The following is a 26,586-nucleotide window of genomic DNA, read 5'->3' on the forward strand; positions in this document are numbered from 1 at the left end:
GTCACGTCCAGGTCGCGGTCTCGGGGTCCACGCCGTGGGCGCGGGCGTTGGCGGCGATGATGTCGCGCAGCCAGGCGGCCAGGCCCGGTTCGAGTCCATCGTAGAAGCCGGCGAATCCGGGATCGGTGGCGTAGGTGCGGCCGAGGCAGGCGTGCATCGAATGCGTGCAGTCGAAGAACTGCCCCATCGACGCCCGGTGCAGTTCGGCGAGCGCGTCGGCCTCCGGACTGCCGGGGATCATCCGGTCGCGGTGTGCCGCGGCCAGATCCGCGTGGAGGGCGTCGATGCCGTCGGCGATCCGCTGCCAGTGCTCGGCGGTCCGGCCCGCGGAGCGCTCGGCGTACTGCGCCCACTGGACGGTATCGCCCCAGCGCTCGCGCGCCTCGCCGGTCCAGGACGGCCGCCAGTGGCTGCCGAAGATCGCCACCTGCTCCTCATCGGACAGCAGGATTCCGGACGCCCTGGCCTCGATCATCCGGTCCAGGGCGGCGTCCATCCGCCGCAGCCGTTCGATCCGGCCGCGGACGAGGTCGCGCTGCCGGATCAGCGAGGTCGTCGCGTCGCCCGGCGCGTCCAGCAGTTCCCCGATCTCGCCGAGCGGGATTCCCAGCTCGCGGTAGACCAGCACGCGGTGGACGCGGGCGAGGTCGGCGGCCGTGTAGAGCCGGTAGCCGGTGCCGGTCCGCGCGGACGGCCGGACCAGCCCGATCGTGTCCCAATGATGCAGCGCCCGGACCGTGACGCCGGCCCGCTCCGCGGCGGCGCCGACGGTGATCCCGCCCTCGTCCGTCCCACGTCGCTCCGTCACACCGACCAGTCTGGCAGCCACGCCCGTCATTCCGGCCCGTCGATCCCGAGAGACCGCAGATGCTCGGCCTCCGTGCTCGCGGGATCGTACGGCCGCGCCGCGGTCATGACGACCCGCGTGTTCTCCGGCGTGACCACCTCCAGATCCACCGTGTTCCACGGCGTCCGCCGCGGCCCGGTCGTGCACCCCGGCGCCACCTCCTCGCAGGCCGGCGCGATCCGCTCGATCTCCCCCAGCACACAGGCGAAACTCACACTCGCCCCGCCCGTGCCGCCCGCCCTCTCCCCCGGCACCAGCAGCACATCCTGGAACGCCCACCGCCGCAGATGCGTGATCTCCCCCGGCACCGAGAACAGATCGAAGAACCCCAGCCCCCGCACCCAGAAGTCCACCGACTCCCGCAAGTCCCCCGTCGCCACGGTCACGAACATCGGCATCCCATAGATCCCGCGAAACAGCTCCGGCGCCTCCACATCGGGCCCGGGAGCAGGAACGGGACTCATCTCGAACGCTGGGTACGTATCAGCCATACGCCGATCGTCAACCCTCACGCCGCGTCAGGGTCAAGGGGAGCGCCATGCGACTTCATCGTCACACCGGCGATGTGAGGAAACCCACCAGATCAGGGCGCGACAGCGGTCGGCGGGCCTGGGGCGGGCGCGCTTGTTATGTCTCCGTAACGGATTCGGGTGGGATCGGTGAGCGGTGGGGCGTACCGTCACTCTCACGAGCCGAGTTTGCCAAGAGATTGCCAGATGTCTTGATTGCCGAGAGGTTCGTCCATGACCAGAACCGCGGAACCGCCCGCCGCACCGGCAGTGTCGTCACGGTCCCGGCGCGGCCACGACTCCTATGACGGTATCGAACCGGAATTCGAGCGCCTCGCCGATCTCGATCCCGGCGACGCCCGCTACCCGCGCCTGCGCGACGAGATCGTGATGCGATGCCTGCCGCTGGCCGAGCACATCGCGCGCCGGTTCGCCGGGCGCGGACTGGACTACGACGACCTGCTGCAGGTCGCGCGCGAAGGCCTGCTCGGCGCCGTCGACCGCTTCGACCCGCACCGCGGCCCGACCTTCGTCGCCTTCGCCGTCCCGACCGTCATGGGCACGGTCCGCCGCTACTTCCGCGACCAGGGATGGACCCTGCACGTCCCGCGCGGAACGAAAGATCTCCAGCAGCGCATCGCCGCGATCACCCCCGACCTGGCCCAACGCCTCGCGCGGACCCCCGATACCCGTGACCTGGCCGACGCCCTCGACGTCGAGACCGACCAGATCGCGCAGGCACTGACCGCGTCCAACTGCTACCGGACCCGATCACTCGACTGCCCGGCCGAGCCCGGCAACGATCCCGCCGTCACCGTGGGCGACACCTGCGGCGGCCCGGAACCGTGCTACCGCCTGCTCGAGGACGCGATCACCGTCCGGCCCCTGATCGAGGCACTCCCCGAACAGGACCGAGCCGTCCTCATCCAGCGGTTCTTCGCCGGCCGCACCCAGGCCGACATCGGCGCCGAACTCGGCGTCTCGCAGATGCAGGTCCACCGCATCCTCACCCGCACCCTCAACACCCTGCGCGAGCAGGCGCTCGACGACACGTCCCCCGCGCCGGAGCGCTGCGTCCGGCACACTCCCTGCGCTCCAGCCACTTCCGGTGCGGCCGGCATACGACCGCGCGGCCCCGCCGACGGCTCGCGGCCGATGTCAGCCGACCGGTGATCTCCGAGTGCCGCTGACCCGCTCGGGTCCGCACACTCTCATCGCTCACTCTCATCGCTCGGCGCCGGGCCAGGTGCCGGTGACCTTCCGGAAGCCGGTGGCGCCGCCGCGGTCGACGACGGCCCGGACGGTCGCGAAGACCGCGCCTTGCAGTGCGGCGGCGGCCACGATCTCGCCCCAGGTGCGGTCGCGGTCGGTCGCCGCCGGTGCGTCGTCCTCGCCCGTCAGGAGTTTCCATACGCGGGCGAAGACGACGGACGCGGCCAGACCGCCCAGCACACCGGCGAGCATGCCGAGCGGTTTGTAGAGCAGTTTCGTCACGACGCCCGGTCCTTGCGCAGGCGGCGCGCGAGGCGCCACGTGACCAGCGCCGCCACGGCGGCCGCGACGGCGGCCGGGATCGGGCGGCGGACGAGAGTGCCCGCCTGCTCGGCTCGCGTCTCCGTCGTCGCGACCACGCGACCGGCGATGTCCTCGGCGTGGGCGGTCACCTCGATCGCCTTCGCCTGCGCCGCGGCGGTGGTGTCGTGCAGCTTCTCCTTGGCCCGGGCGGGGACGTCGGCCTTGTACGCCAGCGCCTCGGCCGTCTCACCGAGGTCCGCGCGTGTCTGCTCGATATCGCGCCTGATGTCCTCGGGTTCGGCCGGGGTCCGCGCCGCCTCGGCGCCGGTGTCACGGTGTGAGCCGGTCATCGGTGCAGTCCCTCCTTCACGGTCTCGATATCGGTTTTGACGCTGACCACGGCCTCCTGCGGCACCGGCGGGCTCGCGGCGCGCACCTGCCTGCGCCCGATCAGGGCCAGCACGGCCGCGATCACGAGGACCGCCGCACCGACGATGAGCGCCGCCAGCCACGCGGCCAGGGCCGTCGCCACCGCCAGCACCACACAGGCCACCAGGGCCGCGCCGCCGTAGAGTGCGAGCACCGCCGCGGCGCCGAACAGACCCGCCCCGACGCCGGTGCGTTTGCCCTTCTGCTGCAACTCGGTGACAGCCAGCCGCATCTCGTCGCGGACCAGCCGGGACAACTGCTCCGACGCGTCGCTGACCAGTTCACCCACCGGGCGTTCCCGGGCCGGTGGCTGCTCGATCTTGCCGACCACGGCTACCTCCCTCTCTCGTCTGCGTGCTACTCGTTCGTCGGCTACCCGGCCGGTCGCGCCTCAATCGCCGGGCGGGCCGATCAGAGGATCGGCCGCCCGCCGGTGACGGCGATGCGGGCGCCGGAGGTATAGCTGCCGTCGTCACTGGCCAGCAGCACGTACACGGGGGCGAGTTCGGCGGGCTGTCCGGCACGGCCCAAGGGGGTGTCGTCGCCGAAGCGGGTGACCTTCTCCGGCGGCATCGTCGACGGGATCAACGGCGTCCAGATCGGCCCCGGCGCCACACTGTTCACCCGGATTCCCTTGGGCCCCAGCAACTGTGCCAGGCTGGCGGAGAAGTTCGCGATGGCCGCCTTGGTCGCCGCGTACGGCGCCAGCGTCGGCGAGGGCATATCGGAATTGACCGACGAACTACCGATGATCGACCCACCGGACGGCATATGCGGCACCGCGGCCTTCACCAGCGCGAAGTACGCGGTCACATTGGCGCGGAACGTGTAGTCGAATTCCTCGACGCTGATCTCGTCCAGCGTCTCGTGCGTCATCTGATAGGCGGCATTGCTCACCAGCACATCGATCCGGCCGAATTCCGTTACCGCGGTATCGATCACGGTCCGGCAGTGATCCGGATCCGACAGGTCGCCCGGCAGCGTCACCGCACGCCGGCCCGCCGCCTCGACCAGTGCGGCGACCTCCCGGGCGTCGTCGTGCTCGTCGAGATAGGAGATCAGCACATCGGCGCCCTCGCGCGCGAACGCGATGGCGACCGCGCGTCCGATACCGCTGTCCGCGCCGGTGACCACGGTGGCCTTCCCGGTCATCTTCCCGCTCCCGCGATAGCTGTTCTCGCCGCAGTCCGGCACCGGATCCATCCGCGACTGCACCCCGGGCACGGCCTGCTGCTGCTCCGGAAACCCCATGATCCTGCCCTCCCTCTCTCCGGCCCGGCCGGCGCTCGACCAGGCAATGGACGTACTCTCCGTCGCGCTACCCCCGTCCACACGGAGGAAACCGGCGCGCGCGGTCGCCCGGATCAGGCCCCGGTCACCTGCGGTACGCCGGCCCGGCCACGCGCGGCCGGGCGCGCGGCCGTGTGCGCGTCGTCCACGCGGCGGATGCGGGCGGCCGCGGTCTTGAACAGCGGCTGTTTCGACGCCGGGTCCACCTCGGTGCGGGTCAGTTCGTTGGCGGCCCGGGTGCGGGCGGCGCCCGGCACGTCGGCGTCGGGCAGGTCCCAGTAGCCGTAGTGGAACGGGACGAACACCACGCCCGGCCGGATGCCGGTCACCTGGGCTCGGGCGCGCAGCGCGGCGCGCGGTGTCGCGACCTCGACCAGATCGCCGTCTCGGATACCCGCCGCACGCGCGTCGGCTTCGGCGAGTTCGACCCACACATCGGGGGCCGCGTCCTGTAACTGCGGGGTGCGACCGGTCTTGGTGCGGGTGTGGAAGTGATAGATCGTGCGCCCGGTGATGAGCGCCAGCGGGTAGTCCGGCGACGGCGGTTCGGGCGAGCGGACGTAGGGCGCCGCCTTGATCATGGCGCGACCGTCCGGGTTGACCTCGCGGTACCGTTTCTCGTCCCACGGCTCGCCGGTCACCAAATCCTTTCCGTAGCTTTCACAGTCGTCGGGACGGGCGAAGAACGCGCCGTCCGCGTACAGTCGCTCGGCCTCCTCGTCGCCGTACCCGGCGCGGCGGGGCCATTGCCTGCCGCCGCGGCGCAACTGTGCGTAATCCAGGCCCGTGTAGTCGCACGGGCGGCCGGCGCTGCACCGCTGCCAGGCCGCGAACGCGCCGTGCTCGTCGTCCCAGGGCGGCAGCGGATCTCCGTCGCGGTCGCGCAGATCCATGCGCCGCGCGAAGTCGAGGAAGATCGCCAGATCGGACCGGGCCTGCCCGGGCGGCTCGACCGCGCGCTCGGACAGATGCACGGTGCGGTCGGCGTTGGTGAAGGTCCCGGTCTTCTCTCCCCACGCCGCGGCCGGGAGCACCACATCCGCCAATGCCGCTGTCTCGGTGAGGAATATGTCCTGCACGACCAGGAAGAGACTGTCCCGGGCGAGGATTCGGCGGATACGCGACAATTCCGGCAGGGAGACAGCGGGATTCGTGGCCGAGATCCACAGCAGACCCAATTCCCCGGATTCGGCGAGTTCCATGATCCGCATCGCGTGGGTCGGCGGACCGTCGTGCGCGAGCACGCCGGGCTCGACGTTCCACAGCCGGGCCAGCTCCGCCACGTGATCGTCGTTGGCCCAGTTGCGGAAGCCGGGCAGATCGCCGTCCGCGCCGCATTCGCGGGTGTTCTGCGCGGTCGGCTGCCCGTTCATCTGCAGCACACCGCATCCGGGTCTGCCGAGCATGCCGCGCACGAGATGGGTGTTGTTGACCTGCACCGCGGCGGCGGTGGCCTGATGCGACTGATAGAACCCCTGCAGGACGGTCGAGACGAGACGCCGGGTGGTACCGAGGAGGCACGCGGCGCGGCGGATGTCCTCGGCGGGCACACCGCAGACGGCGGCGCCCCGCTCCGGGGTCCACTCGGCCACGGTGGCCGCCAGCTCCTCGAATCCGACGGTGTGCGCCGCGATGTAGTCGCGATCGATCCAGCCGTGTTCGAGCAGCTCGCGCAGCAGCGTATTCATCAGCGCCACATTGGTTCCCGGGATCGGCGCCAGGTGCACGGTGGCGTGCCGGGCGACGGGCGTCGGGCGCGGATCAACGCACAGCAGCGCCGGCGGCCGCGGCCCGGCGAGACGGTCCAGGATGCGCTCCCACAGCACGCTCTGCGTCTCGGCCACATTGTGCCCGTAGAGGGCGATGACGTCGGCGTGGTCGATATCGGTGTAGGTGCCGGGCTGGCCGTCGCACCCGAACGACTCCTTCAGGCTCTCCGCCGCGGTCGCCGTGCACAGCCGGGTATTGCCGTCCAGATGGTTGGTGCCGATACCGCCGCGGGCGGTCACGGCGAGCGTGTAGTACTCCTCGAGGAACAGCTGACCGCTGGTGTAGAACCCGATCGACTCGGGACCTGTCTCGGCCAGTAATTCCTTGGCGCGCCGGGTGATTCGCTCCATGGCGGCATCCCAGTCGCACGGCACGAGCTGCCCGTCCACCCGCAGCAGCGGCGTGGTCAGCCGGTCGGCCGACGCCGTGGCCCGCCACGCGTACAGATCCTTGGGATCGAGCCTGCCGCGGTTGACGCGATCGCCGGCGCGCCCGCGCACGCCGACGATCCGGCCGCCGCGCACGCCGATGTCGAAGGCGTCGCCGTTGGAATGCAGGACCGACGCCGACGGCACCCAGCGCTCGACATCCTCCGGCGCCAGCCCGTCCGCCAGGTTCGTATCGACCCGCGCGGGCCACACGTCCCCGCGCCCGTACGGCGTCCGCACACCCCACGGAAACCTGATGCGCGATCGATCGGACATGTTCACGGCGTTTCGCTTCCGCGAATGCTGGTCATGGGAACTCCTCTCGGGTCGGATGTCCCGCGACTACCCGAACAGACCCCGCTCATACCCCCTTCACGGTCTCGACATCGATCGGACGCACCCCGGCTGGACCGACCGAGACCTCGACGAGCCAGCCGAACACATGCTGCGCACTCTGCTGTCGTTCATCATTCCCGCACGGCCTGATTCCTCCGCGCACGGTACTTTCGCACACAGTAGGCTGCTGATGCTCCGGAGACACCCAGCCCTCCGGCAACCAACGCGTGCATCGGACGCTCCCCGGCCACCTGTGCGATACGCGAAAGCGGCACAGCCGCCAGCAGTACGACGCATGCCGCGATACCACCGATCAGGGCCAGGAGATTGAGCGTGGTCTTGATGCTCCAGTGGCCACTACCAAGCATCTTCACCTGCCTGTCGAGAAAGTCCAGGAGATGATCAGGACGATCGCCGGCGCGAATTAGAGCCAGGCAATCCGGTCCGTGAATCGCGCAGACCGGGCGTGGGACGGCCTGATCGACACTGCTCCCATTCGGCACCGACATCGACGGCTACCTCCCACATCACATGTGCCGGGTTTCCGGCCCCGTTATCGACAGTTCCTGCCGAAAATTGTATGCGGGTAGGTATGTGCTTTTTAATCACCAATAATGGTGTCGACAGATATTGGCGTCACCGATTTTCGCTGTCACCGACACTCGGCGTCCCCACAATCCGGCCTCACCTAATTCCAGGGTCCCCAATAATTGGCTATCTTGCATATCAATACCATCGGGGCTCGTCGATGAAGCCATCTGCGATGGCATTTTTCCGAATCTCCGCCTTGGTATTACAGGATCGACCAGCACGGCCGTACTTCGATTTTATATTCTTGATGTGCGTCCGCACCGTATCCTCGGCTATGGCGAGAGTCTGAGCAATCTCCTTGGCGCCGTCGCCGTACGCATATAGCCGGAGAACCTCCAACTCCCTGGGCGAGAGCGACGGAATCTTACTGTCAGCCTGCTTGTAGGTCTCGATTATCCTCTTGAGCTCCACGACCAGCTCCGTTTCGGACATATCGAGCATGGCCGCGATATCGGCGCCTAAAAGACCAGTGGCAAACAATTCTATTATTTCCCGCTGCCGCGGTTTCCAATCCGGAGCATGAGTGTCATGGTCTATCGATGCCGCCCAATCGATAGTCGGCATCGGATTTCCATCGGCACCGGCACGCAATGCCGCGATGAGAAGTTCTCGCGGCGCGTTCTTGAGAATGATACTCAGCACGCCCGCCTTCGCGGCTTGCTGCACCAGACGCCGCTCGTCTCCAACAGTGAGAACAACAACATTCGACACTCCCGCGTCGTGCAGAACTTTAATATTGTCGGCCGGCCTCGACTTATCGGGAAGATGGCCGAGATCGAGAACTACCAGGTCGAGTTCCGTCGTTATCGCGAGAAGCTCTGCCACCGTCTCCGCTCCTGCCACGATCTCGAGATCCGGGCAGTCGGCCACAGTCACATTCAGATAGTCGCGAATTATTGCGACATGATCTTCGACGAAGCCGATTCGTCGTGGTCTTTCTCGAATATCCGAGTCTGTTTCCATGCGGGTGCGATTCTCCGAGGATTTCGTCGTGCCGCGCCGCGCGCAGCAAGGAGGCATCAGCGGGTCAACGCTATCTACCTCGCCCCGCGAGTCGCTCGGAGCAACGGCCGCGTTACAGCAGCCCGGCGTGTCGGATTGTCGGGTGTGGCGATCCTCGGCTATCGACGTACCCGCCATCACATCACCGTCGCCCGCCCGGTCACGTCTAGTTCTACCCGTCGGACCGTGGAGTTCGTGTAGGCGACGACCGTCGCGAGTTTAGAGCGGCCCGGGGGTACTATTCGAACCGCGATACGACCATTCTTCGTGCTGTTCAGTTCGCCGGCGATGGCACGAAGCACCTCGTGCCGGATCGTTTCGTCAATGTTGTTCATCCCATCGTCATCCAGCATGATGACTTCCACCCCACGGTCACGGGCCGCAGCGGAGGCCGGGTCGACAAGCGGATGAACCAGCCCGATCGCGCGCAAGTGATCACGCAACTCTTGGGCGAGGTTGCCACACAGGTCACGTTCTTCCCGGGTGAGGGGCGCTGGGGACGACACGCGTTCCAACAACGGTCGCGCCTTGCGGGCCAGCTCACGAAGCTGTGCATTGTTCGCATCAATGGCAGTGGCGGCAACCTCAGCCTTGGCATGCTCGTGTATGGCGGCTTTACGCAAGCGGTAGATCTCCTTTGCCGCCGGCCTGATGGTCAACGCGAACATAACAGCCATGGCGGTGGGCCCGAAATTGATGACCGAATACGAGATCCCGTATCCCGGGCCGACACCCGCAAGCGTCGACCAAATCCCGGCGATCACCACCGTGGCGGTGATCATGATCCAGGCCATTAGAGTTCGGCCACGCACGCACATGAATGTAGCTACCGCCGTGAACCCGCTGGCTACCCACAACTGGTGGATACTTGCGATATACGGTGGCGACAGTAGTACGACGCCGAGCGCCGTAGGGCCCAGAATCATCATACCGGCAGCCCCGGCCGCCGGAAGGGGGTCGCCGGGAAGCCACAGGATTCCGCACACCGCCACCGCCAGCATCATCAGCGATACGACGGTCTGCCACCACATCCCCGCAGTCGTCGCCTCGACCGCGAGTGCGACGACCCCGATGTAGAAGAATCCGGCTACTACCATGGCTTGCCTGGAGCTCATACCAAGTAGTGCTCGGACGTCGGCGACTTCCTCCAGCGCAGTCGTATCGGGTTCCTGCCATCGCAGTGACACAGTCGTGCCGGAGCCGCGCGCACTCCATATGTCCACGTCTCCGCCCCGCAGACGTGCCATTCGCCTCTTCATCTGGCCCAGCCCGATGCCCTCCTCGACTGTAGCCGGATCGAATCCGACACCGTCATCCTTCACGACGACGGTCAATCCGTTTCCGTTCGGATCGACGCGCACCGTGCGTCGCGCTCCGGAACCACCGTGCCGCAGGCTGTTTCGTACAGCCTCACCCACCCCCATTCGGATCGCATGGACAACCCGAGTCTCGAACCAGGGCTCGGACGCGCCGGAGCCGACCGTCACGATCTCGACCTCAGGATCGAACCGATGAACGGTGTCTTCGATACGCTCGACTGTCTCGCGCAGCGACAACAACTCTGTCGAACTCTCCTCCCCGATGATCTCGATGTCCTGGTCCAGATCGGCGAGAATGTCTTCCGCAAAACTCCGAACCTTGTCCCCGCCGAGCTCGGCCGCCATCGTCAATCCGAAAATGACACCGTCGTGCACGAAGGATCGCATCTCGGTGCTATCGGACTCGTGTTTTCGAAGTATCTCGGTCTGCGCAGCTGCGGCATATGATGCCGCCCGGGTGGAATCCAACACACGGGCCGTATGCATCATCATCAAAGTCCCCGCCACATACATCAGAGAAAAACCACAGGAGAAGGTCCAATCGGAAAGAAGCGGCGATCTGATTTCGGGAGCCCGATACTGACCCTGATATTGAACTGTCGACACGAGGACGAAAAGATAGACGATCGTCCACCGAGGTTTCCAGACAATCGCGCCGGCCATCGCGGCCAGCGCAGGAATAGCTGACATCCACGGCGGACTGGCGAGGAGATTTCCGGACCACGCCAGAAACCAGGTGCATGCCGCCAGCAGATACAGCGGCGGTATCACCCATGCCACTCGATGAATAGCCGCAATGGACTCACGATAGCTCAGCACAAAGAGCGCTACAGGCGGGATGAATACGACCGCCACAGCCGCCGGCGTCCACCAGGAATAGAGGGACTCCGCATTGGACCGAATATCCTTGAAGAGCAAAGGTAGATAGATGATGTAGCCCAAGCTGACGAATCGGGCGATCAGCCGGGTGACGCGGGTGGTGTCGTCCACATAGTTTCTTTCGGAAAGCAACATTCGGCCCAGCTTTCCAGGGATTGCGATCAGATCCCGATGCGACGGCCTCATGCCATTCTCCCGCTTCCGTGCCGTGGGCTCCGGATGACACCAACCCTCAGAATCCCGCTGCCGCCCACTGAAACAAGAATCGTATATGCCGGCACATCGGCCGGGAGATCCCCAATTACTGGTTAGGGAGGGTTTGCGGGCAGATCGCCAAATATTGGGGATTGAGACGACTCCCGCCGAAAACGTAACGTGGACGCGAACTTCACGACGTACCTCCGGAGGGGTAATGGCAATCAGCAACATCCGGGCGTTCGCACAGCTGTCTTCGACGGAGATATCATCTCTGGAAAGAGACCTTGACGCGCTGCGAGCCACCGTGGTTGCCACTTTGGGCGCCAAGGATGCCGCCTACATTCGACGTGCAATCGCCTTTCACCGCGCGTTGGAGGTTACCGGCCGAATCGTTCTACTCGTCAGCGGAAAGCCCGCGGCCAGGATTCTCGGGTCAGCGGTCCTCGGAAGCGCAAAGGCTGTCGACAATATTCTGCTCGGGCACAATATATGCCATGGTCAATGGGATTGGATGAACGACCCGGAAATCCATTCCGGCACATGGGAATGGGATTCCGTCATACCGGCGGCCCAGTGGAAATACGCACACAACTATTCACACCACACATTTACGAACATAGTCGGTACCGACGAGGACCTCAGCCAGGGCATCATCCGAATGAGTCGAGACACTCCTTGGCGACCGGTTCACCTGTTCCAACCGCTCACCAGCCTTGCCCTGGCGGCAGGGTTCGAATGGGGCACCGCCATACACCACTGGGCGGTGTACCGACACCTCACAGGGACACCGCGCCGGACACTGACCTCTGCCGCCGACAAGGAGTTCGGGCGCAAGATCGCTCGCCAGGTGATCAAAGATTACATCCTGTTCCCGGCCCTCTCCGGCAAGTCATGGAAGACAACTCTCCTGTCCAACGCAATCGCGGGTGCGCTGCGCAACTGCTGGCTCTACACGACGATATTCTGCGGTCATTTTCCGGATGGTGCCGAAAAGTTCGTCGGAGTCGACGTGAAATCGGAGACGCGGGGTGAATGGTATCTCCGCCAGATACTCGGCACGAGTAATTTCACCTCCGGGAAGTTCGTGACATTCATGAGCGGCGGTCTCGGTTATCAGATCGAACATCATTTGTTCCCAGATCTACCCTGCAATCGCCTGCCGGAGATTTCTTCGCAAGTCCGGGCAGTGTGCGCCAAATACGGTATCCCTTACACAACCGGCTCGTTGTACGGACAGTTCTGGTTGTCATTTCGTACCCTCAGTAAACTGGCCGTACCCGATGCGCTGTTGTGGCGTACCTCCGACGACGCACCCGAGACGCGGTCCGAACGGATGCTCGCCGCGCACGCACAGTGCCCGGAGCCGAAGCGTGCCCTGCGCCGACCGAACCGAATGGCAAGTATCGGCATGTTCGCCATGATCGGGGCTGTCGCCAAGATGGGCCTGGCACTGGGTACCAAATCGACAACCGTCCGAGGGCGAGACGCGTTCGTCGCGACGATTCTGGACCCGCAGCGGACCGCAGGCGTTCTCGTGGTGCCCAATCATCGGTCGACACTCGATGACCCCCTGATGTGGGGCACGCTGCCGTGGTCGATGCTCCTGCGGCCGCGTTTGATGCGCTGGAGCCTCGGCGCGGCCGAATTGTGTTTCACCAACCCGGTCACTTCGATGATGAGTTCACTGGCACAGGTGCTGGCTACCGTCCGCGGTGACGGCATATTCCAGCCCGCGATCGACCGGGCGATCAGCGTTCTCGATACCGGTGGAGTGGTGAACATCTTCTCCGAGGGGAGAATCAATCAAGGCACGCCAACACTGCGATTCAAATGGGGAATCGCTCGGCTGGTCGCGGAGACAGTGGAGCCGCCTGTTCTGGTCCCAGTCTACTTGGGAGGTTTCGAACACGTCGTCCCGCTGCCACGTTTGCGACGGATGCCCTTCTGGGGACGGGATATTCGTATCACCTTCGGTGCACCGGTGGATACCGCACCCATCATCGCCGCGGCACGTCGGACCTCGTTCTCGACCGAGGAGTTTCGCAGCGCGCTGGCAGCGCTGATCCGAATCGAGGTCGAGAAGTTGCGCACACAGCACGAGACCGCGTAGTCCAGTGGCGCGTCAACCGACTTTCCGTGTTCTCGCCGGAGCCGCGGGCCGCCACCTGCCGATGATGGCGGGCATGCTCAGCGGTGCCATCGACGCGATAGCAGCCCGGCGGGCGCCGACCGACGAGCCGGAGGGAAACACCCTGGACGCGCTACAGCCGGTCGTACTGGGGGTCAGCGGTGGTGCGATCGCTGCCGCCGCGGCGACGATCGGAATGCCCGCATCGCGCATGCGCGAAATCGCCGTTCAGTTCCCGGAGGAGCAGGTTCTCGGCCGCCGGAGCATGCGCTCGCTGATCACGCGACGAACTCTGTATCCGGACGCCCGGATCCATTCGATCGCCCGGGCGGTGGTGGGAGACAGGACATTCGCGGATTTCGCTCTGCCTGGCCTGGAGACCGGACGAGCGTGCAGGTCCTCCCTTGTCGTCACCGTGTTCTCCGCGCGACTCGGCACCTTGTTTCTCCCTCGGGATCTGTGGCGACTCGGGGTGGTTGACATGCCTGTCGCCGATGCGCTGGTTGCCGCAACGCGGATACCGGGAGCTTTACCCGCAGCTCCCGGCTTGGAAGATCTGTTCGACGGGGCCACGCACCATCGGGTTCCGTACGAACTATTTCTCCCCTATCCAGCCCTGCTTCTCGACCTGTACGGCCCCAGGCCGTACAGGAGCCTGGGGGGCTTGGCACTACCCGCCGTACACCCGTGCCTTCCGGCTATTCCCGTTCGCCCCCGACCTTTTCGCGACGCTGCCGTACGGGATCGGACAATATTCGCCAATGTGACATACGGATCTTCGTTCAGATCGCCTTCGCGGCAGCCGGGGGATCTGTTCGATCACGGCCGCCGTCTGGCCACCGAATGGGTCGAAAAGCGCAGCACTACCGAACTATTGGCAATCGCCGATCCGCACGCACTGGGCCTGGAGACCTCGCGGAGATTCCCCCTGCCAGGCTGACGGATCCCGCTGCAAACACTCCTCCGCGCCTTTCCAGCAGCGGAGGCGGATGCCGAACACGACGACTCGGAAAGCCTACGAGAGAAGGACCACAGTGAAAAGATTCAAGAGCTTCCTCCATCTTGTTGTGTGCATCGCAGCGGCGCTGTCCGCGTCGATCTGCATTCTCCCGGCACAGGCCGCGCCTCTGGTCGAATATGTGGGCCTGGGCGACAGTTTCAGCGCGGCCGCCGGAGTTCTGCCACTTGTCGCGGGCGCCCCGCTCAGCTGCACCCGATCGCAACGGAACTTCGCCCATATCATCGCGGAGCAGCGAGGCTACCGCCTGACTGACGTCAGTTGCGCTGGGGCCGACACCACCGCCCTTTATCAGGAGCAGGAGCGGGGCATACCGCCACAACTAGCCGCCCTGAACGACCGTACCGATCTCGTGACGTTGACTATAGGCGGGAACGACCGCGGCATTTTCAGCACCGCGGCAACGGAGTGCACACGAGCACTGATCGAACTCCCCCAGGTTACGGATCCGTGCCGGAGCCGCTACGGCGACAGTTTCGTGGAGACGATTCGGGCGGCAACGTACCCTAACCTGGTACGCGCTCTCACAGACATCCATTCGGCCGCACCGCATGCGCGAGTCTTCATAGCGGGCTACCTCTGGCTTGTCCCTGCATCGGGCGGCTGCATTCCACAGCTGCCCGTCGCCGCCGGCGATCTCCCATATCTGCGCGAACTCCAAGCCGTGCTGAACGATGCCATAAAGCGGGCGGCGGAGATGACCGCATCGACCTACGTAGACATGTCCGCCGCCTCGGACGGCCGAGACGCGTGCCGGCCCCGTGACCTCCGCCTCGCTGAACCCGTGTTTCTACCAACACAATTCATGCCGCTGCATCCCAACGTGGAGGGTCAGTACGTCATCGCGGAAGAGTTCATGAGAGCTATCGACGCATGAGGACGTGGCGCAGCTTCAGCGAACGATCGTGGTACTGGCGGATCTCGGCGGCCACCGTCACGGCGCGCGTGCCGGGTCTCGTGTGCGCAGGCCGGCCAGTTGGGCGGTGAGGACGAGGAGGATTCCGGCCAGTTGGGGTGGGCGGAGGGTTTCGTGGGCGAGGGTCCAGCCGAGGGCGGTGGCGACCACGGGGGCCTGGAGCATCAGGCGGGAGGCGGTGGTGGCGGGGACGCCGCGGTGGAGGCCGCCGAAGAACAGGGCGAAGGCCAGGGCGGTGGCGGCGGCCGACAGCCAGACTGTGAGGCTCAGCTGGGCGAGGGTCAGGCGCGGGGGTGCGCCGTCGGCGAGGGCGGCGATCGGCAGGAGGAGGAGTCCGCCCGCGGTCATCTGCCATGCCGTGGCGCTGAGGGGATGCACTCCGGGCGGCGTGCCCCAGCGGCGGGTCAGGACCATGCCGGTGGCCGACAGGAGCGCCAGGCCCGCCGCGGCGAGGACGCCCGGCATGTCGAAGGCCGTCTCACCCTCGAACAGCAGTAGTGCGACCCCGGTCAGGCCGATCGGCGGCGCCCAGAGGTCCCGGTTGCCGACCCGCTGGCCGAGCGCGATCACCAGGACCGGCACCACCAGGCATTGCGCCGCCGAGATGGTGGCGACGACCGCGCCGGGCAGGCGGTGAGCGGCCACCGCCTGCAATGCGAAGAATCCGCCGAAGTTCAAGGCTCCCAGCAGAATCGAGCGCGCCCACCAGACGCCGCCGGGCAGCGCGGGGCGGACCGCGAGCAGCAGCAGCCCCGCGGGCAGCACCCGGTAGACCGCATTCCACACCGGCGTGCCGGGCAGGTGGGCGGTGGCCAGGAACGCGGTGCCGAACAGGCACGGTCCGAGCGCGGTGGTCAGCAGCACCGCCTCGCGCGGCAGTTCGACGCGGCCGCCGAGCGCGACCGCGCCGCTCGCGGTCATCGCGCGACCGCCTCGGCGAGCCGGACCGGGGCGCCCGTCAGTGCCGCCCGGCCCGCGTTTCCCCGCTCGAGCAGCGCGGTCAGGTCCTCGGGGTCGCCGTGCAGCGCCCGGACCGCGGTGAGCAGGTCGGCGGCGATCTCGGACAGTTCGGTGGCGACCTCGTCGGCGTTGGCCCGCAGGATGTCGGTCCACAGCTCGGCGTTCCCCGCGGCCACCCGGGTGGTATCGCGGATGCCCGCGCCGCACAGCCGCAGGACTTCCTCGCCGGCGCCGTCGAGCCGCGCCGCGAGTATAGCCGAAATCAGGTGTGGCACATGGGATGTGCGCGACACGATCCGGTCGTGCTCGGCGGGAGTCATGACGACCGGACGGGCGCCGAGCCCGGTGACGAACCCCGCGACCGTGCGCAGCGCGGCGGGCCGGGTCCGGGCGTCGGGCGTGAGCACCCACACGCGGCCGTCGAACAGGTCGGCGGACGCCCCCCGCGGCCCCGAGCGCTCGCTACCGGCCATCGGATGCCCGGCGACGTAGGCGCCGAGATCGCCGCCGAGCCTTTCGAACTCGCGCACGGGGCCAGACTTGACGCCGGCGACATCGGTGTAGACGCGCGACAACCCCTTGGCCTGGCACTCGGCGACGACGGCGGCGGTGCTGCACGGCGGCACCGCGACCACGGTGAGGTCGACGGCCGACGGCGGCAGGCCCAGAATGCCCGCGCCCCGGTTCGCGGCCGCGGCCGACGCGCCAGGATCGGCGTCGTGCAGGTAGGTGACCACGCCGCGACGACGCAGCGCCAAGGCCACCGACGTCCCGATCAGACCGCTGCCGACCACCGCGGCCGTGCGTACCCCGCCGATACCGGCGGCACCATTGATTTCTCGAATATCCATCGCGCTGCCCTCATCTTTGCGATGCATTTCCGGATGCCCGACCGCACCCGAATGCGGGCAAATGTAGCCCTCGCGCGAACACCGGTCAACGGCACGAACCAGTTTTACGGAAAGCAATTCTCAAATTACCTATGGGATACCTACCTGTACCTATTCCACGCGCTCCTAGGTATCCCGAACCACCCCACCGATCGTCATGGTCCCGCACGTCACAAACCCTAACGAGGTGCGCCGTCCGCGGTTGGCACCCGATCGCACGACGCCCCGAACCCAGCGGTTTCCCGACCGTTCACGCGGTGGCAGGACGCCATTCCGCAAAGAAATTCCGAACAGCTCCGTGAGGTAAGTGGACGCGTTCCCGAAGAAATTCCTCCGCCCGTCCGGACCGATTCCCGTCCGACTCGGAATATCGCAAATCATCGCCCGAGCATTGTCGGCGGACGACCCGTCGCGCACCGAGTCCGAGCCCGTGGACGGCTGCTCCCTCCAACGGGAACAGCGGCGGCAGCGGTGTGACCACTATCTGGCCGATGATGTTCGGCATGGGGGGTGGGCGACGTCGATCGACTTGTCGCGGACTTTCCCTGTCACCTACACCGCACGTCTGATCCCGTGGCCCGGCTCCGGGTCGCACCGCAACGACAGGATGCACGCAATGACACAACCCCGGCTCCGCAGTCTCCGCGGGCCCGCGACAATCGTTTCGGTGCTCGCGGTGGCCGTCGTGCTCGTTCAGCTCTTCTGGGGCGTGCGAATCTGGCAGGCCAACCACACCGTGGTCGAAACCCACAGTTGGGGAACGAGCGCGTCGCACGGCGGTATCGCACGCATGCCGTTCGTGTTCTCCACGCTCGGCTGGTTCGCGGCGGTACTCATCGCCGGAATCGTCTTGATCGTATGGCTCTGGCGGGCCCGGACCAACACGCAGATCTCGAGTACGGCGGCGCATCGCCTCGGTCGCGGCTGGACCGTCGGGGCGTGGTTCACTCCCGTTGTCTCACTGGTGTTTCCGGCCGTCGTCGTGGAGGACATCGTCCGGGCCGCCGATCCGGCGACACCGGCCGGTCGCGCCGATCTGAAAGGCGTCCCGCACAGCGGCCTGGTCTGGGCCTGGTGGATCGCCTGGCTGCTGGCCTGGGTGTCGGTCGTCGTCGAACGAGCCGCCTTCATGGCGACCAACGACTACTTCACCGACATCGACGAGGCCGCGAACACCTGGACCGGGTGGGCGGCGACCTACACGGTCATGACCCTGCTGTTCGCCATCGCGGCCGGCCTGCTGATCACAATCCTCACGCGAGTCGGCGGATGGCAGGGGGACCGCGCGTAATCCCGCACCCGATTGCCTAGGACGTACCTATCGGTACCGATTCCGGCACGCGTTGTGCCGGTTACAGTCCGACCGCACGGCGAACCTCGCCACTGCCGATCCCGATTGTTCATGCGATGGCGGGGCTCCACGATGTACAGCGATCCCGAACAGCGCCGCGAGGCGGTGGACGTGACCCGGCAGGAATTGCTCGTCCGGCTGGACCGCTACCTGCCCGAGCCGGACTACCGCGAATTCTTCGCCTGGGCACTGTCGGCGGACAACCCCGATCGCGCACTGTTCACCCGGATCATCGCGCTGACGCAGCTGGGGAACCTCACCGGCGAGTTGCTGGCGGGGCTGTCCGGCGCGGACGAGTGGCCGGCGTTGCTGCGGCATGCCGTGCCGGTGAATCTGTACCAGATCTTCGAGGTCGTCTCCGACAATCTGGGCATCGGGCTGGCCGAACCCGGCGCGCGGCCCGAGGCGCGGGCGCTGCTGCGGGATTTCGATGCCGTCGCGGCCGGCGATCTGCGGCATCCGTCCACCCGCCCGGTCGCCGGACTGCTCGCCCCGCTGCGCTCGCGCTGTGACCGCGTCTCCGGCTTCGCGCAGAGCCTGACCGCGGAGTACCAGCGCAAGATCCGCGATCGCTATCTCGCCGATCGCGCGCCCGCGGTCGCACCGGACGCTCTCGAGTACAGCGTGTGGAGCGGGCTGGTCGCCAATCTCGAATCGGGCCGCGACGTGCTGGCGGCCCTCGCGGGCACGGCGGGCGAGGCCGCGGTGCGGGCGGCCACGATCGAGCGCTATACCGCCGTCGACCGTACGGTTCTCGGTCTCGACCGCTCCCGCGAGGAACTCCTCGACACCGGCAGCAAGGCCATTCTCGTGACCGCGACCCTCGCCTACTTCGCGACCGTCTTCGGCGAGCTGTCGGGCGCCGACCCGGGATATCCGGCGGCGCTGGACGACGGGTCGCTGGTGGCGGCCTTCGAGACCGCGGCCGCTCTGGTCCGATTACAGAACGACATCGGAACGCCCCTGTTGCGCATGACCCGCGCCGACCGGTCCGATCTGTTCGAGTCGTTGCGGGACGGGCGGGCATCGAACCCCCTGAGCACCCTCCGGGCCGCCGCGAACGAACCGGCGCTCAACCGCTTTCGCAAGGATCTGGAGCACGGCGAATTCAACATCTGCCTCGGCATGATGCGCACCGCCGACGACCCGGGCGAGGGACTGCGGGTCCTGATCGACGACCTCGACTATTTCGCCGAGCGCTACGCCCGGCTGCGCCGCGAACTCGACCGGCAGCTCACCGCCCTCGACCGGCGGCTACGGGATCGGCGCGGCATCGAATTGACCCGGCGCTTCGTCGATTTCCACGAACGCCTGTACTCCCACCGCTACGACACCTTGGACGGCGACTATGCGATCTGACGCACCGTCCGCCGTTCCCCTTGCGCCACAATCCTTTCCGCTACTCGGCCACGCTCCCGCACTGCTGCGCCGGCCACTGCCGTTTCTCCGAACCCTCACCGGCACAGGGCCGATCGTGCGACTGCGGCTCGGGCCGACCACGGCCTACCTGGTCACCGATCCCGCGCTGGTCCGGGACCTGCTGACCGCCGACGCCGCGCACTTCACCAAGGGCCTGCACTACCGCGCACTGGCCGCGCTCCTGGGCGATTCGCTGTCCACCACCGACGGTCACCGGCACCGCGAGCGCCGCCGCCTACTCCAGCCCGCCTTCCACCACAGCCACCTCACCCGCTACGGCGACCTCATCCGCGAATCGGCGCTCGAACTGATCGACGGCTGGCGACCCGGCACCGTGATACCGGTCGACGACGCCATGCGCGACCTGTCGCTCACCGTCGCGACCCGGACGCTGTGCTCGGCCGCGCCCAGCGCCGAGGCGATCGCCGTGATCCGCCGCGACCTCCCCACCGTCATGCGCGGCGTGGCGTGGCGCGTCCTGGTCTCCGCGCCCTGGCTCGAACGGTTGCCCATCCCGTCCAACCGCCGGTTCGTGGCCGCCAACCGGCGGCTGCGGCGCGTGGTCGCGGATCTGGTGGCCCACTACCGGTCCGCGGACACCGATCACGGCGACCTGCTGTCGCTACTGCTGGCCGCGCGGCACCCGGACACCGGAGCGGGCCTGACGGACAACGAGATTCGCGACGAGATGGTGAACCTGCTGTTCGCCGGGACCGAGACGACCGGCAACGCGCTGGCCTGGCTCTGGCACGCCGTCGCCGCCGATCCGGGCGTGGAGCAACGGCTGCACGACGAATCACTCTCCGGCGCAGACGATTACGCGCGACGGGTGGCCCGCGAGACCCTGCGGATGTACCCACCACCCTGGCTCGTGTCCCGCCAGGCTCGGACGGAGGTCGCGCTCGGCGGCCACCGCCTTCCCGCAGACGCGCACGTCCTGTTCAGTCCCTATGCGCTGCACCGACATCCGGACCACTTCCCGGCCCCGGACACCTTCGATCCGGACCGCTGGCTCCCCGGCCGCCGCGGCGACGTCTCCAGAACCGCGTTCCTGGCATTCGGGGCGGGAGCGCAGAACTGTATCGGCGAGGGCCTGGCGATGCTCGAACTCGCCACGGTCACCACGACCGTCGCCGCCTGCGTCCGGCTGATCCCCACCTCCCCGGCCGCCCCGAAACTCTCGGCCACGCTGGCCCCCGACCGCCTGCCCATGCGCGTCACACCCTGGTGAGTCGCGCACACTACCGCCGGACGGGCTGATCGATCACCTCCGCGATCCGGCGGCGCGGGGTCGGTGGCAGCGGGGCCGCCGTGGGCGATACCCAGCCCAGCCGAATCATGGCCTGGGGGAAGGCACAGTCGTAGAGCACCTCGGTGCGGATGGCCGCGCGCAGATCCGGCATGCCGAGAGGTTCGGTCTGCAGGCAGCTGGACAGCCCGATCGCGGTCGCGGACAGCAGCACGGCCCCCGCGGCCTCCCCGGCCCGCAGGTGGGCCAGGCGATCGTCGCCGAGGGTGCACAGCACCAGCCACTCCGAGCCGTCCGAGCCCGTGCCGAGGTCGGGGAGTTCGGGGGCGGTGAAGACGCGCTGCCGGATGGCCTCACCGGCGCGCGGCGGCGGCGTGTTGGCGGCGGGCACACCGTCCGCCGCACCGTGCCGCCCGCTCCATCGCGCCAGCTCGCGCAGGTAGGCCGAGTCGCCGGAGTGCCGGTCGGCCGCGATCCGGGTGGCGTCCGCCAGGGGTTCGTGCAGGGTGGGCGGCACCAGCCGGGCCGCGGCGCCGAACTCCCCGGCCGGCCGGGACACCCGCCGGATGCGCGCGGACGACACCGGCCGCGAACCGTAGCGGCGGCGATCCGACTGCCGGCGCGGAACGGCCTCGGCGAGTTCGATATCCGCCTGGGTCGCCCGTCCCGGAGTCACCCGCAGTGTCGCCAGATGCGTCCGGTCGCCCAGGACCGGGAAGTAGTCGACCTCCGCCCGCAGATCGCGCGCGGCCAGCGCGACCCGAGCGTGCTGCAACGCCGCACCGCAACTCATCAGCAGCGCGCGCTGGGTCGGATCGGTGACCGCCAGATGCCGGACCGGATCGGCGTGCAACTCGAGCGCGTCGCCGGTGAACCGCCACCGCCACGGCTGGCTGTTGTGCACCGACGGCGCGCGCACGGCCATGGCCACCACATCGCCGACAACCTCGGCCGGGAAATCACCGGAATTCATACCGCGCGCCTTTCTCGTCCATACCACTAGCCAACCGACGAGGTCGCGGCATGTTTTCGGAATAGTTCACAAGGTTTGCGGTGCGAGTTTGGCAATACCTGGCAGCGGCCTAGGCGTCGGGCCGCCCGGGAGCCTCGAGCAGGTCCCGGTACCGCAGCGCCCACCACACCTGCAGCGCCGCGTGCGGCTCCTTCAGGCCGACGCCGGTGAGTTCCTCGAACCGGGCCAGGCGGTAGCGAACCATGTTGTGGTGCAGGTGCATTCGCTGCGCGGTCTCGCTGGCGTTCATACCGGTCGACAGGTAGCAGTCCACGGTGCCGAGCACCGGCAGGGCCTCCGAGTCCCGCACCGGCGCGATGTACCGATCGAACAGCGCCGCGCCGACCTCGCTGTCACCGGCGACGGCGGGCAGCAGCCCCATCCCGACCAACGTGTGCTCTCCCGGCTGGGCGAACAGGCGGGCCGTCTCGGCGACACGCCCCGCGAGCAGGAACGAGCGGGGCAGTTCGTCGAGTTCCACGGTCGGCCCCAGGCCGAGATACACCCCGGGGCGCGCCACCGACCCGAGGTCGGGAGTGCAGATTCCCACCACATCGCCGTCGAGAATGGCCGCCAGACCGTGCGGCGGCCGGCACGCGGGCAGCTGCCGCAGATCCCATTCGGTCTGCTCCGGTTCGGCGGTGATCGCCCGGAACGCGGAGTACCGCCCGGTCAGTCGCAGACCCATGTACTGCGCTCCGCGGCGCAGCCGATCGGTACCGAGGGTGCCGGTCATCAGCGCGCGCACGAGATCGTCGCGCCGGCTGTCCAGGCGGCGGCTGATCTGTGCCTCCGCGTCGCGATGCCCCGCGCTGAACGCGATGGTCGCCGCGTCGGAGACCTCCAGCAGCGCGCTCACCGCCGACATCAGCACGGTCCCGGGCTCGTCCGCGAGGTCGCCGGAGCCGCCGATGCGCTCGACCAGTTCGCTGATCATGAGCTGCCATCCGCGCAGCATCGCCTCGAGCGGGACACCCAGCCGCGCCCGCAACGCGCCGTAGTCGCGGAACTGCTCGGTCTCGGCGGCGTCGAGGCCCCGCGACTCCCGGATCGCCCGAACCAGGGTGTCCACCGCGGCGGTCATGGACGGCACGGTGTCGGCGGCGTCGACATCGGCGTACTGCGGGATCTCGCGCAGGAACCGTTCCCAGAGCCGCCGGGCCAGCGCCCCCGAATCATCGATGCGGAAGGTGCGCAGACGCTCCCGGGCCGCTCCGTCATCGCCGCTCACAGAAGTACGACACTACTGGCAGGCGACAGCCCAACCCGGCATTTGCCTGTGCCGCGACGGCCGGGAGTGTTCGTCAGCTGCCGAGCGACTGCGCCAGGAACGGCCAGGACATGCGCAGATCGTCCTCCCAGTACCCCCACGAATGCGTCCCGACGGGCCGATCGTCGAAGGTCACCGGGATATTCAGTTCGTGCAGCCGGTTGGTGAGGTTCACCGTGCAGTAGTGGATGGCGGCCTCGATCGGCCCGCCGAACACCACCTGCACCGGCAGCGGAATCCGGCCCTCCCGCACGCGGCGATCGCCCGGGGTGTCGTGCGGAGCGGCCGGAACTCCGCTGCCCGCACTGAGATACACCGCGGTCCCCCGCAACCGGTCGGCGTTGACCAGCGGATCGTTGGCGCGCCACAGCGGCCCGTCCGCCGGACCCCACATGTTCTCGACACTCTGCCCGCCGCCCCAGTTCTCGACCGTGAGCCGGACGAACTCGTGCCCGATCGGATCCGACGTCTGGGCGCAGCCGCTGTAGGAGGCGACGCTCTTCCAGAACCCGGGCTTGGCGATCGCCAGATTCAGCACCGACGTGCCGCTCATCGACACCCCCGCCAGCGCCCGGGTGTCGTTCGCGCCCACGTGGTCCTCGATGACCGGCGGCAACTCCTCGGTGAGGAACGTCTGCCATTTGTTGTGGCCCAGGACGGCATCGTCGCGCAGCCAGTCGGTGTAGTACGAATTGGCGCCCCCGTACGGCGTCACCACGTTGACGTCCTTGTCGCGCAGGTAGTTCACCGCATCGGTCTGCACGTCCCACCCGCTCTCGTTCGGTCCGCCGCCCGACCCGTTGAGCAGGTACAGCGTCGGCCGCGACGGACCCGCGGCGCGGATCACCTGCACCGGAATGTCCCGGTTCATCGCCGCCGAGAACACCGTCACGGTCTCTTGGCGGTCGCTCACCTCCCGCACCGAGACCACGCCCGGCGCCGCCGCCGCGGTACCCGTCGTCCCGGCCAGGCCGGCGGCGACCAGCGCGCCGGCCACCGCCCAGCGCAGCGTCGCCGTGGATGTCGATCGCAGTGTTCTCACAGTCGAGCCCTTTCGTCTGGGTCCCTCGGCCACCGGCCGAACGGCATCGCCAGGAGTTCGTGCAGACCCCGACGCCGGTTTGGTCCGATTTCCGACATCGGTAGGCACCCGAGCTGGACCTGCTATATAGGTGTGCCTTACCTTTGGTCGGTGAGCTGGGCCGAAGCAGTACCCAACCTTCTGATCTGTCTGCGTGAGGGACTCGAGGCGGGGCTCGTCGTCACCATCCTGCTGGCAGCCGTCCGCAAGACCTCGACGGCGGAGCGCCCCGTGTCGAGTTCGCCGGTGTGGCTGGGCCTGGTCGCCGCGCTCGCGCTGGCGGGCAGCTTCGCGGCGGTCCTGACGTACTCCACCAGCGTGCTGTCGAGTTCCGCGCAGGAGGCGGTGGGCGGCGTACTCAGCGTGCTGGCCGTCGGGCTGGTCACCGCGATGGTGTTCTGGATGCGCCGCACCGCGGCGTCATTGTCGGGTCAGCTGCGCGGCGAGGTGGCCCGGGCGGCGACCATCGGCGCCGGCGCGCTGGCGATCACCGCGTTCCTCGCCGTCGGGCGCGAGGGACTGGAGACGACGCTGTTCGTGTGGACGGCCGTCAAGGCCTCCGGCACGACGGTCGCCCCGCTCATCGGCGCCGCGCTCGGCGCGATCGCCGCGGTCGTCCTGTGCTGGCTGCTGTATCGCCAGGCCGTCCGGCTCAATCTCGGAACGTTCTTCAACCGCACGGCGCTGGTCCTGATCGTGATCGCGGCGGGCGTGCTGTCCTACGGGCTCGGCGATCTGCAGGACGCCGGAATCCTGCCGGGCAGGCATTGGGTCGCCTTCGACTTCACGACCCACATCGACCCGAATTCGTGGTGGGTCTCGATCATCACCGGTATCACCGAACTGACGCCGAAGATGACCGTGCTCCAGGTGGTCGCCTGGCTGGTCTACCTGGCCGTGGTGATCCCGCTGTTCCTGCGCGCGGGCCGCACCGCGCCCGCCCCGGCACCGGCGGCGGCCGAGGAGACCCCGCGCCCGCCGGACTGGTGGGAGCGGGTCGCGGGCCCCCGTCCCGTCCTGGTCGGCGCCGTCCTCGTGCTGATTCCTGTGCTGGCCGCGGCGACCGCGATCGCCCTGCTGCCGTCGAGTACGGCCGGCGCGGCGCAGACCGTCTCGGTGACGGCGGAAAAGTGTGCGCCCGAATGGGATTCGGCACACGCCGGCACCCAGACCTTCGCGGTGCACAACAAGACCGAGAAGGCGGGCGAGATCAACCTCGTCGACGCGGGCGGCGCGGTGATCGGCGAGATCGAGACCATCGGCCCCGCCACCACCGCCGACCTGACCGCGACACTGGCCACCGGCAGCTACAAGATCCAGTGCCTCATGTCCGGCGCGCCGACGACCTCCTCGGCGACGGTCCGGGTGACCGGCGACGCGCCCGGCGCGCCCCCGCCCGTGCAGCGCGTCACCGAGGACGACCTCACCGGCCCCAACGACGCCTACCAGGCCTACGCCGCCCAGGCGCTGACCCGGCTGTCGGACACCGTGACCGCGGTCGGCAACGATCTGCGCCGCGGCGATATCCCCGCGGCACAGGCCGATTGGCTGACCGCGCAGCTGCACTGGGAGCACGTCGGCGCCTCGTACAACAGCTTCGGCGCCGCGGGCACGGCCGTCGCGGGACTCCCCGACGGGCTGCCCGGCGGCGTCGCCGATCCGGATTTCACCGGTCTGCGGCGACTGGAATACGGCCTGTGGCACGGCCAGCGACCGGAACAGCTACTGCCCGTGACCGACCGGCTGGCGGCCGATATCGGCGCCGTCCGTAAGGATCTCGGCACGCCCGACCTGGCGGGCGACGCGGTGAACCTCCCGCTGCGCGCGCACGAGATCCTGGAAGACGCACTGCGCGACCACGTTTCGGGCATGGACGATCAGGGCGCGGGCAGCGCCTACCCGGTGACGCTCGCGGATGTCGAGGTCACCCGCGCCGTGCTCGACACGCTGGGCCCGCTGGTCGACGCCCGCGCGCCACAGCTGCGGGCCACACTCGCGCAGCGGCTCGACACGCTACAGCGGGCGCTGCTCGCCACCCGAGACGCCGGGCACTGGCGTTCGCCCCAGCAGACGCCGCAAGCGGCCCGGCAGGCGGTGCTCGCCGCGCTCGGCGCCGCGCTGGAGAACCTCGCCCGGGTCCCCAGACTGCTGGAAGTCCCCGTCGCCCACTGACCGCCAC

General features: G+C 68.0%; 23 protein-coding genes. 8 read left to right on the forward strand and 15 right to left on the reverse strand.

What is annotated here, in order from left to right; translation table 11 throughout:
• Window position 1: 1 nt before the first annotated feature.
• Window positions 2-808, reverse strand: a complete 807-nt coding sequence (locus ON41_RS19370; protein WP_040749162.1) for a MerR family transcriptional regulator — start codon at window positions 806-808, stop codon at window positions 2-4.
• Between the two features lie 26 nt (window positions 809-834).
• Window positions 835-1,338, reverse strand: coding sequence for a hypothetical protein (locus ON41_RS19375; RefSeq protein ID WP_040749093.1), 504 nt, complete (start codon window positions 1,336-1,338; stop codon window positions 835-837).
• A 252-nt stretch (window positions 1,339-1,590) separates the two neighbouring features.
• Here ON41_RS19375 and ON41_RS19380 point away from each other — a divergent pair, with 252 nt between their 5' ends.
• A complete protein-coding gene (locus ON41_RS19380; RefSeq protein ID WP_063709912.1) occupies window positions 1,591-2,529 on the forward strand; it encodes a SigB/SigF/SigG family RNA polymerase sigma factor in 939 nt (312 codons plus the stop codon).
• Window positions 2,530-2,580: 51 nt separating this feature from the next.
• On the opposite strand, the gene ON41_RS19385 is transcribed toward ON41_RS19380, so the two are convergent.
• From ON41_RS19385 to ON41_RS40380, 8 genes are all read right to left on the reverse strand, one after another.
• Complete coding sequence (locus tag ON41_RS19385) at window positions 2,581-2,850, reverse strand: DUF4235 domain-containing protein (protein ID WP_040749094.1); 270 nt, start codon at window positions 2,848-2,850, stop codon at window positions 2,581-2,583.
• Window positions 2,847-3,221, reverse strand: a complete 375-nt coding sequence (locus tag ON41_RS42735; protein WP_051161916.1) for a DUF3618 domain-containing protein — start codon at window positions 3,219-3,221, stop codon at window positions 2,847-2,849. The genes ON41_RS19385 and ON41_RS42735 overlap by 4 nt, the downstream gene beginning before the upstream one ends.
• Window positions 3,218-3,631, reverse strand: a complete 414-nt coding sequence (locus ON41_RS19395) for a phage holin family protein (protein WP_040749095.1) — start codon at window positions 3,629-3,631, stop codon at window positions 3,218-3,220. The genes ON41_RS42735 and ON41_RS19395 overlap by 4 nt, the downstream gene beginning before the upstream one ends.
• Window positions 3,632-3,711: 80 nt before the next feature.
• Window positions 3,712-4,551 (reverse strand): SDR family oxidoreductase, encoded by an 840-nt coding sequence (locus ON41_RS19400; RefSeq protein ID WP_040749096.1) that lies wholly within the window; start codon window positions 4,549-4,551, stop codon window positions 3,712-3,714.
• A gap of 113 nt (window positions 4,552-4,664) precedes the next feature.
• Window positions 4,665-7,064 (reverse strand): molybdopterin oxidoreductase family protein, encoded by a 2,400-nt coding sequence (locus ON41_RS19405; RefSeq protein ID WP_051161918.1) that lies wholly within the window; start codon window positions 7,062-7,064, stop codon window positions 4,665-4,667.
• A 191-nt stretch (window positions 7,065-7,255) separates the two neighbouring features.
• A complete protein-coding gene (locus tag ON41_RS41665) occupies window positions 7,256-7,633 on the reverse strand; it encodes a hypothetical protein (RefSeq protein ID WP_157185541.1) in 378 nt (125 codons plus the stop codon).
• Window positions 7,634-7,850: 217 nt separating this feature from the next.
• Window positions 7,851-8,855 (reverse strand): response regulator transcription factor, encoded by a 1,005-nt coding sequence (locus ON41_RS39165; RefSeq protein WP_083905462.1) that lies wholly within the window; start codon window positions 8,853-8,855, stop codon window positions 7,851-7,853.
• On the reverse strand, window positions 8,855-11,050 hold the full coding sequence (locus tag ON41_RS40380; protein ID WP_157185542.1) for a sensor histidine kinase: 2,196 nt from the start codon (window positions 11,048-11,050) through the stop codon (window positions 8,855-8,857). Before ON41_RS40380 ends, ON41_RS39165 begins: the two co-directional genes overlap by 1 nt.
• 277 nt (window positions 11,051-11,327) lie before the next feature.
• On the opposite strand from ON41_RS40380, the gene ON41_RS41670 reads away from it, so the two are divergent.
• From ON41_RS41670 to ON41_RS19435, 3 genes are all read left to right on the forward strand, one after another.
• A complete protein-coding gene (locus tag ON41_RS41670; protein WP_157185543.1) occupies window positions 11,328-13,223 on the forward strand; it encodes a fatty acid desaturase in 1,896 nt (631 codons plus the stop codon).
• A gap of 73 nt (window positions 13,224-13,296) precedes the next feature.
• Window positions 13,297-14,181 carry a patatin-like phospholipase family protein gene (locus ON41_RS19430; protein WP_157185544.1) on the forward strand — a complete coding sequence of 295 codons (885 nt, stop codon included), beginning with the start codon at window positions 13,297-13,299 and terminating at the stop codon, window positions 14,179-14,181.
• A 49-nt stretch (window positions 14,182-14,230) separates the two neighbouring features.
• Window positions 14,231-15,136, forward strand: coding sequence for an SGNH/GDSL hydrolase family protein (locus ON41_RS19435; protein WP_083905464.1), 906 nt, complete (start codon window positions 14,231-14,233; stop codon window positions 15,134-15,136).
• Between the two features lie 57 nt (window positions 15,137-15,193).
• On the opposite strand, the gene ON41_RS19440 is transcribed toward ON41_RS19435, so the two are convergent.
• A complete protein-coding gene (locus tag ON41_RS19440; RefSeq protein WP_051161926.1) occupies window positions 15,194-16,096 on the reverse strand; it encodes an EamA family transporter in 903 nt (300 codons plus the stop codon).
• Window positions 16,093-16,986: a prephenate dehydrogenase gene (locus ON41_RS19445; protein ID WP_051161928.1), complete on the reverse strand. Its 894-nt coding sequence runs from the start codon at window positions 16,984-16,986 to the stop codon at window positions 16,093-16,095. Before ON41_RS19445 ends, ON41_RS19440 begins: the two co-directional genes overlap by 4 nt.
• 706 nt (window positions 16,987-17,692) lie before the next feature.
• On the opposite strand from ON41_RS19445, the gene ON41_RS41675 reads away from it, so the two are divergent.
• From ON41_RS41675 to ON41_RS19460, 3 genes are all read left to right on the forward strand, one after another.
• On the forward strand, window positions 17,693-18,316 hold the full coding sequence (locus ON41_RS41675) for a DUF4328 domain-containing protein (protein WP_157185545.1): 624 nt from the start codon (window positions 17,693-17,695) through the stop codon (window positions 18,314-18,316).
• Window positions 18,317-18,448: 132 nt separating this feature from the next.
• Complete coding sequence (locus tag ON41_RS19455; RefSeq protein ID WP_040749099.1) at window positions 18,449-19,735, forward strand: hypothetical protein; 1,287 nt, start codon at window positions 18,449-18,451, stop codon at window positions 19,733-19,735.
• A complete protein-coding gene (locus ON41_RS19460; protein ID WP_040749100.1) occupies window positions 19,725-21,026 on the forward strand; it encodes a cytochrome P450 in 1,302 nt (433 codons plus the stop codon). Before ON41_RS19455 ends, ON41_RS19460 begins: the two co-directional genes overlap by 11 nt.
• 10 nt (window positions 21,027-21,036) lie before the next feature.
• On the opposite strand, the gene ON41_RS19465 is transcribed toward ON41_RS19460, so the two are convergent.
• From ON41_RS19465 to ON41_RS19475, 3 genes are all read right to left on the reverse strand, one after another.
• The gene (locus tag ON41_RS19465; RefSeq protein WP_040749101.1) at window positions 21,037-22,017 is read right to left on the reverse strand and encodes an Acg family FMN-binding oxidoreductase; all 981 of its coding nucleotides are present in this window, start codon (window positions 22,015-22,017) and stop codon (window positions 21,037-21,039) included.
• A 109-nt stretch (window positions 22,018-22,126) separates the two neighbouring features.
• Window positions 22,127-23,287, reverse strand: coding sequence for a PucR family transcriptional regulator (locus ON41_RS19470; protein WP_040749102.1), 1,161 nt, complete (start codon window positions 23,285-23,287; stop codon window positions 22,127-22,129).
• Window positions 23,288-23,360: 73 nt separating this feature from the next.
• Window positions 23,361-24,359 carry an alpha/beta hydrolase gene (locus ON41_RS19475; RefSeq protein ID WP_246461724.1) on the reverse strand — a complete coding sequence of 333 codons (999 nt, stop codon included), beginning with the start codon at window positions 24,357-24,359 and terminating at the stop codon, window positions 23,361-23,363.
• A 159-nt stretch (window positions 24,360-24,518) separates the two neighbouring features.
• Here ON41_RS19475 and efeU point away from each other — a divergent pair, with 159 nt between their 5' ends.
• Window positions 24,519-26,579 carry an iron uptake transporter permease EfeU gene (efeU, locus tag ON41_RS19480; RefSeq protein ID WP_040749103.1) on the forward strand — a complete coding sequence of 687 codons (2,061 nt, stop codon included), beginning with the start codon at window positions 24,519-24,521 and terminating at the stop codon, window positions 26,577-26,579.
• Window positions 26,580-26,586: the final 7 nt, after the last annotated feature.

This window comes from Nocardia transvalensis NBRC 15921 (genome assembly GCF_000308875.1).
Classification (GTDB): domain Bacteria; phylum Actinomycetota; class Actinomycetes; order Mycobacteriales; family Mycobacteriaceae; genus Nocardia; species Nocardia transvalensis.

Coding starts and splice junctions, on each gene's coding strand:
- ON41_RS19380 (WP_063709912.1), top strand. CDS start 1,591: ATGACCAGAACCGCGGAACCGCCCGCCGCACCGGCAGTGTCGTCACGG.
- ON41_RS19400 (WP_040749096.1), bottom strand. CDS start 4,551: ATGGGGTTTCCGGAGCAGCAGCAGGCCGTGCCCGGGGTGCAGTCGCGG.
- ON41_RS41665 (WP_157185541.1), bottom strand. CDS start 7,633: ATGTCGGTGCCGAATGGGAGCAGTGTCGATCAGGCCGTCCCACGCCCG.
- ON41_RS19455 (WP_040749099.1), top strand. CDS start 18,449: ATGTACAGCGATCCCGAACAGCGCCGCGAGGCGGTGGACGTGACCCGG.
- ON41_RS19465 (WP_040749101.1), bottom strand. CDS start 22,017: ATGAATTCCGGTGATTTCCCGGCCGAGGTTGTCGGCGATGTGGTGGCC.
- ON41_RS19460 (WP_040749100.1), top strand. CDS start 19,725: ATGCGATCTGACGCACCGTCCGCCGTTCCCCTTGCGCCACAATCCTTT.
- ON41_RS40380 (WP_157185542.1), bottom strand. CDS start 11,050: ATGTTGCTTTCCGAAAGAAACTATGTGGACGACACCACCCGCGTCACC.
- ON41_RS19375 (WP_040749093.1), bottom strand. CDS start 1,338: ATGGCTGATACGTACCCAGCGTTCGAGATGAGTCCCGTTCCTGCTCCC.
- ON41_RS19430 (WP_157185544.1), top strand. CDS start 13,297: ATGCTCAGCGGTGCCATCGACGCGATAGCAGCCCGGCGGGCGCCGACC.
- ON41_RS19440 (WP_051161926.1), bottom strand. CDS start 16,096: ATGACCGCGAGCGGCGCGGTCGCGCTCGGCGGCCGCGTCGAACTGCCG.
- ON41_RS39165 (WP_083905462.1), bottom strand. CDS start 8,855: ATGGCGGGTACGTCGATAGCCGAGGATCGCCACACCCGACAATCCGAC.
- ON41_RS41670 (WP_157185543.1), top strand. CDS start 11,328: ATGGCAATCAGCAACATCCGGGCGTTCGCACAGCTGTCTTCGACGGAG.
- ON41_RS42735 (WP_051161916.1), bottom strand. CDS start 3,221: ATGACCGGCTCACACCGTGACACCGGCGCCGAGGCGGCGCGGACCCCG.
- ON41_RS19445 (WP_051161928.1), bottom strand. CDS start 16,986: ATGGATATTCGAGAAATCAATGGTGCCGCCGGTATCGGCGGGGTACGC.
- ON41_RS19435 (WP_083905464.1), top strand. CDS start 14,231: ATGCCGAACACGACGACTCGGAAAGCCTACGAGAGAAGGACCACAGTG.
- ON41_RS19405 (WP_051161918.1), bottom strand. CDS start 7,064: ATGTCCGATCGATCGCGCATCAGGTTTCCGTGGGGTGTGCGGACGCCG.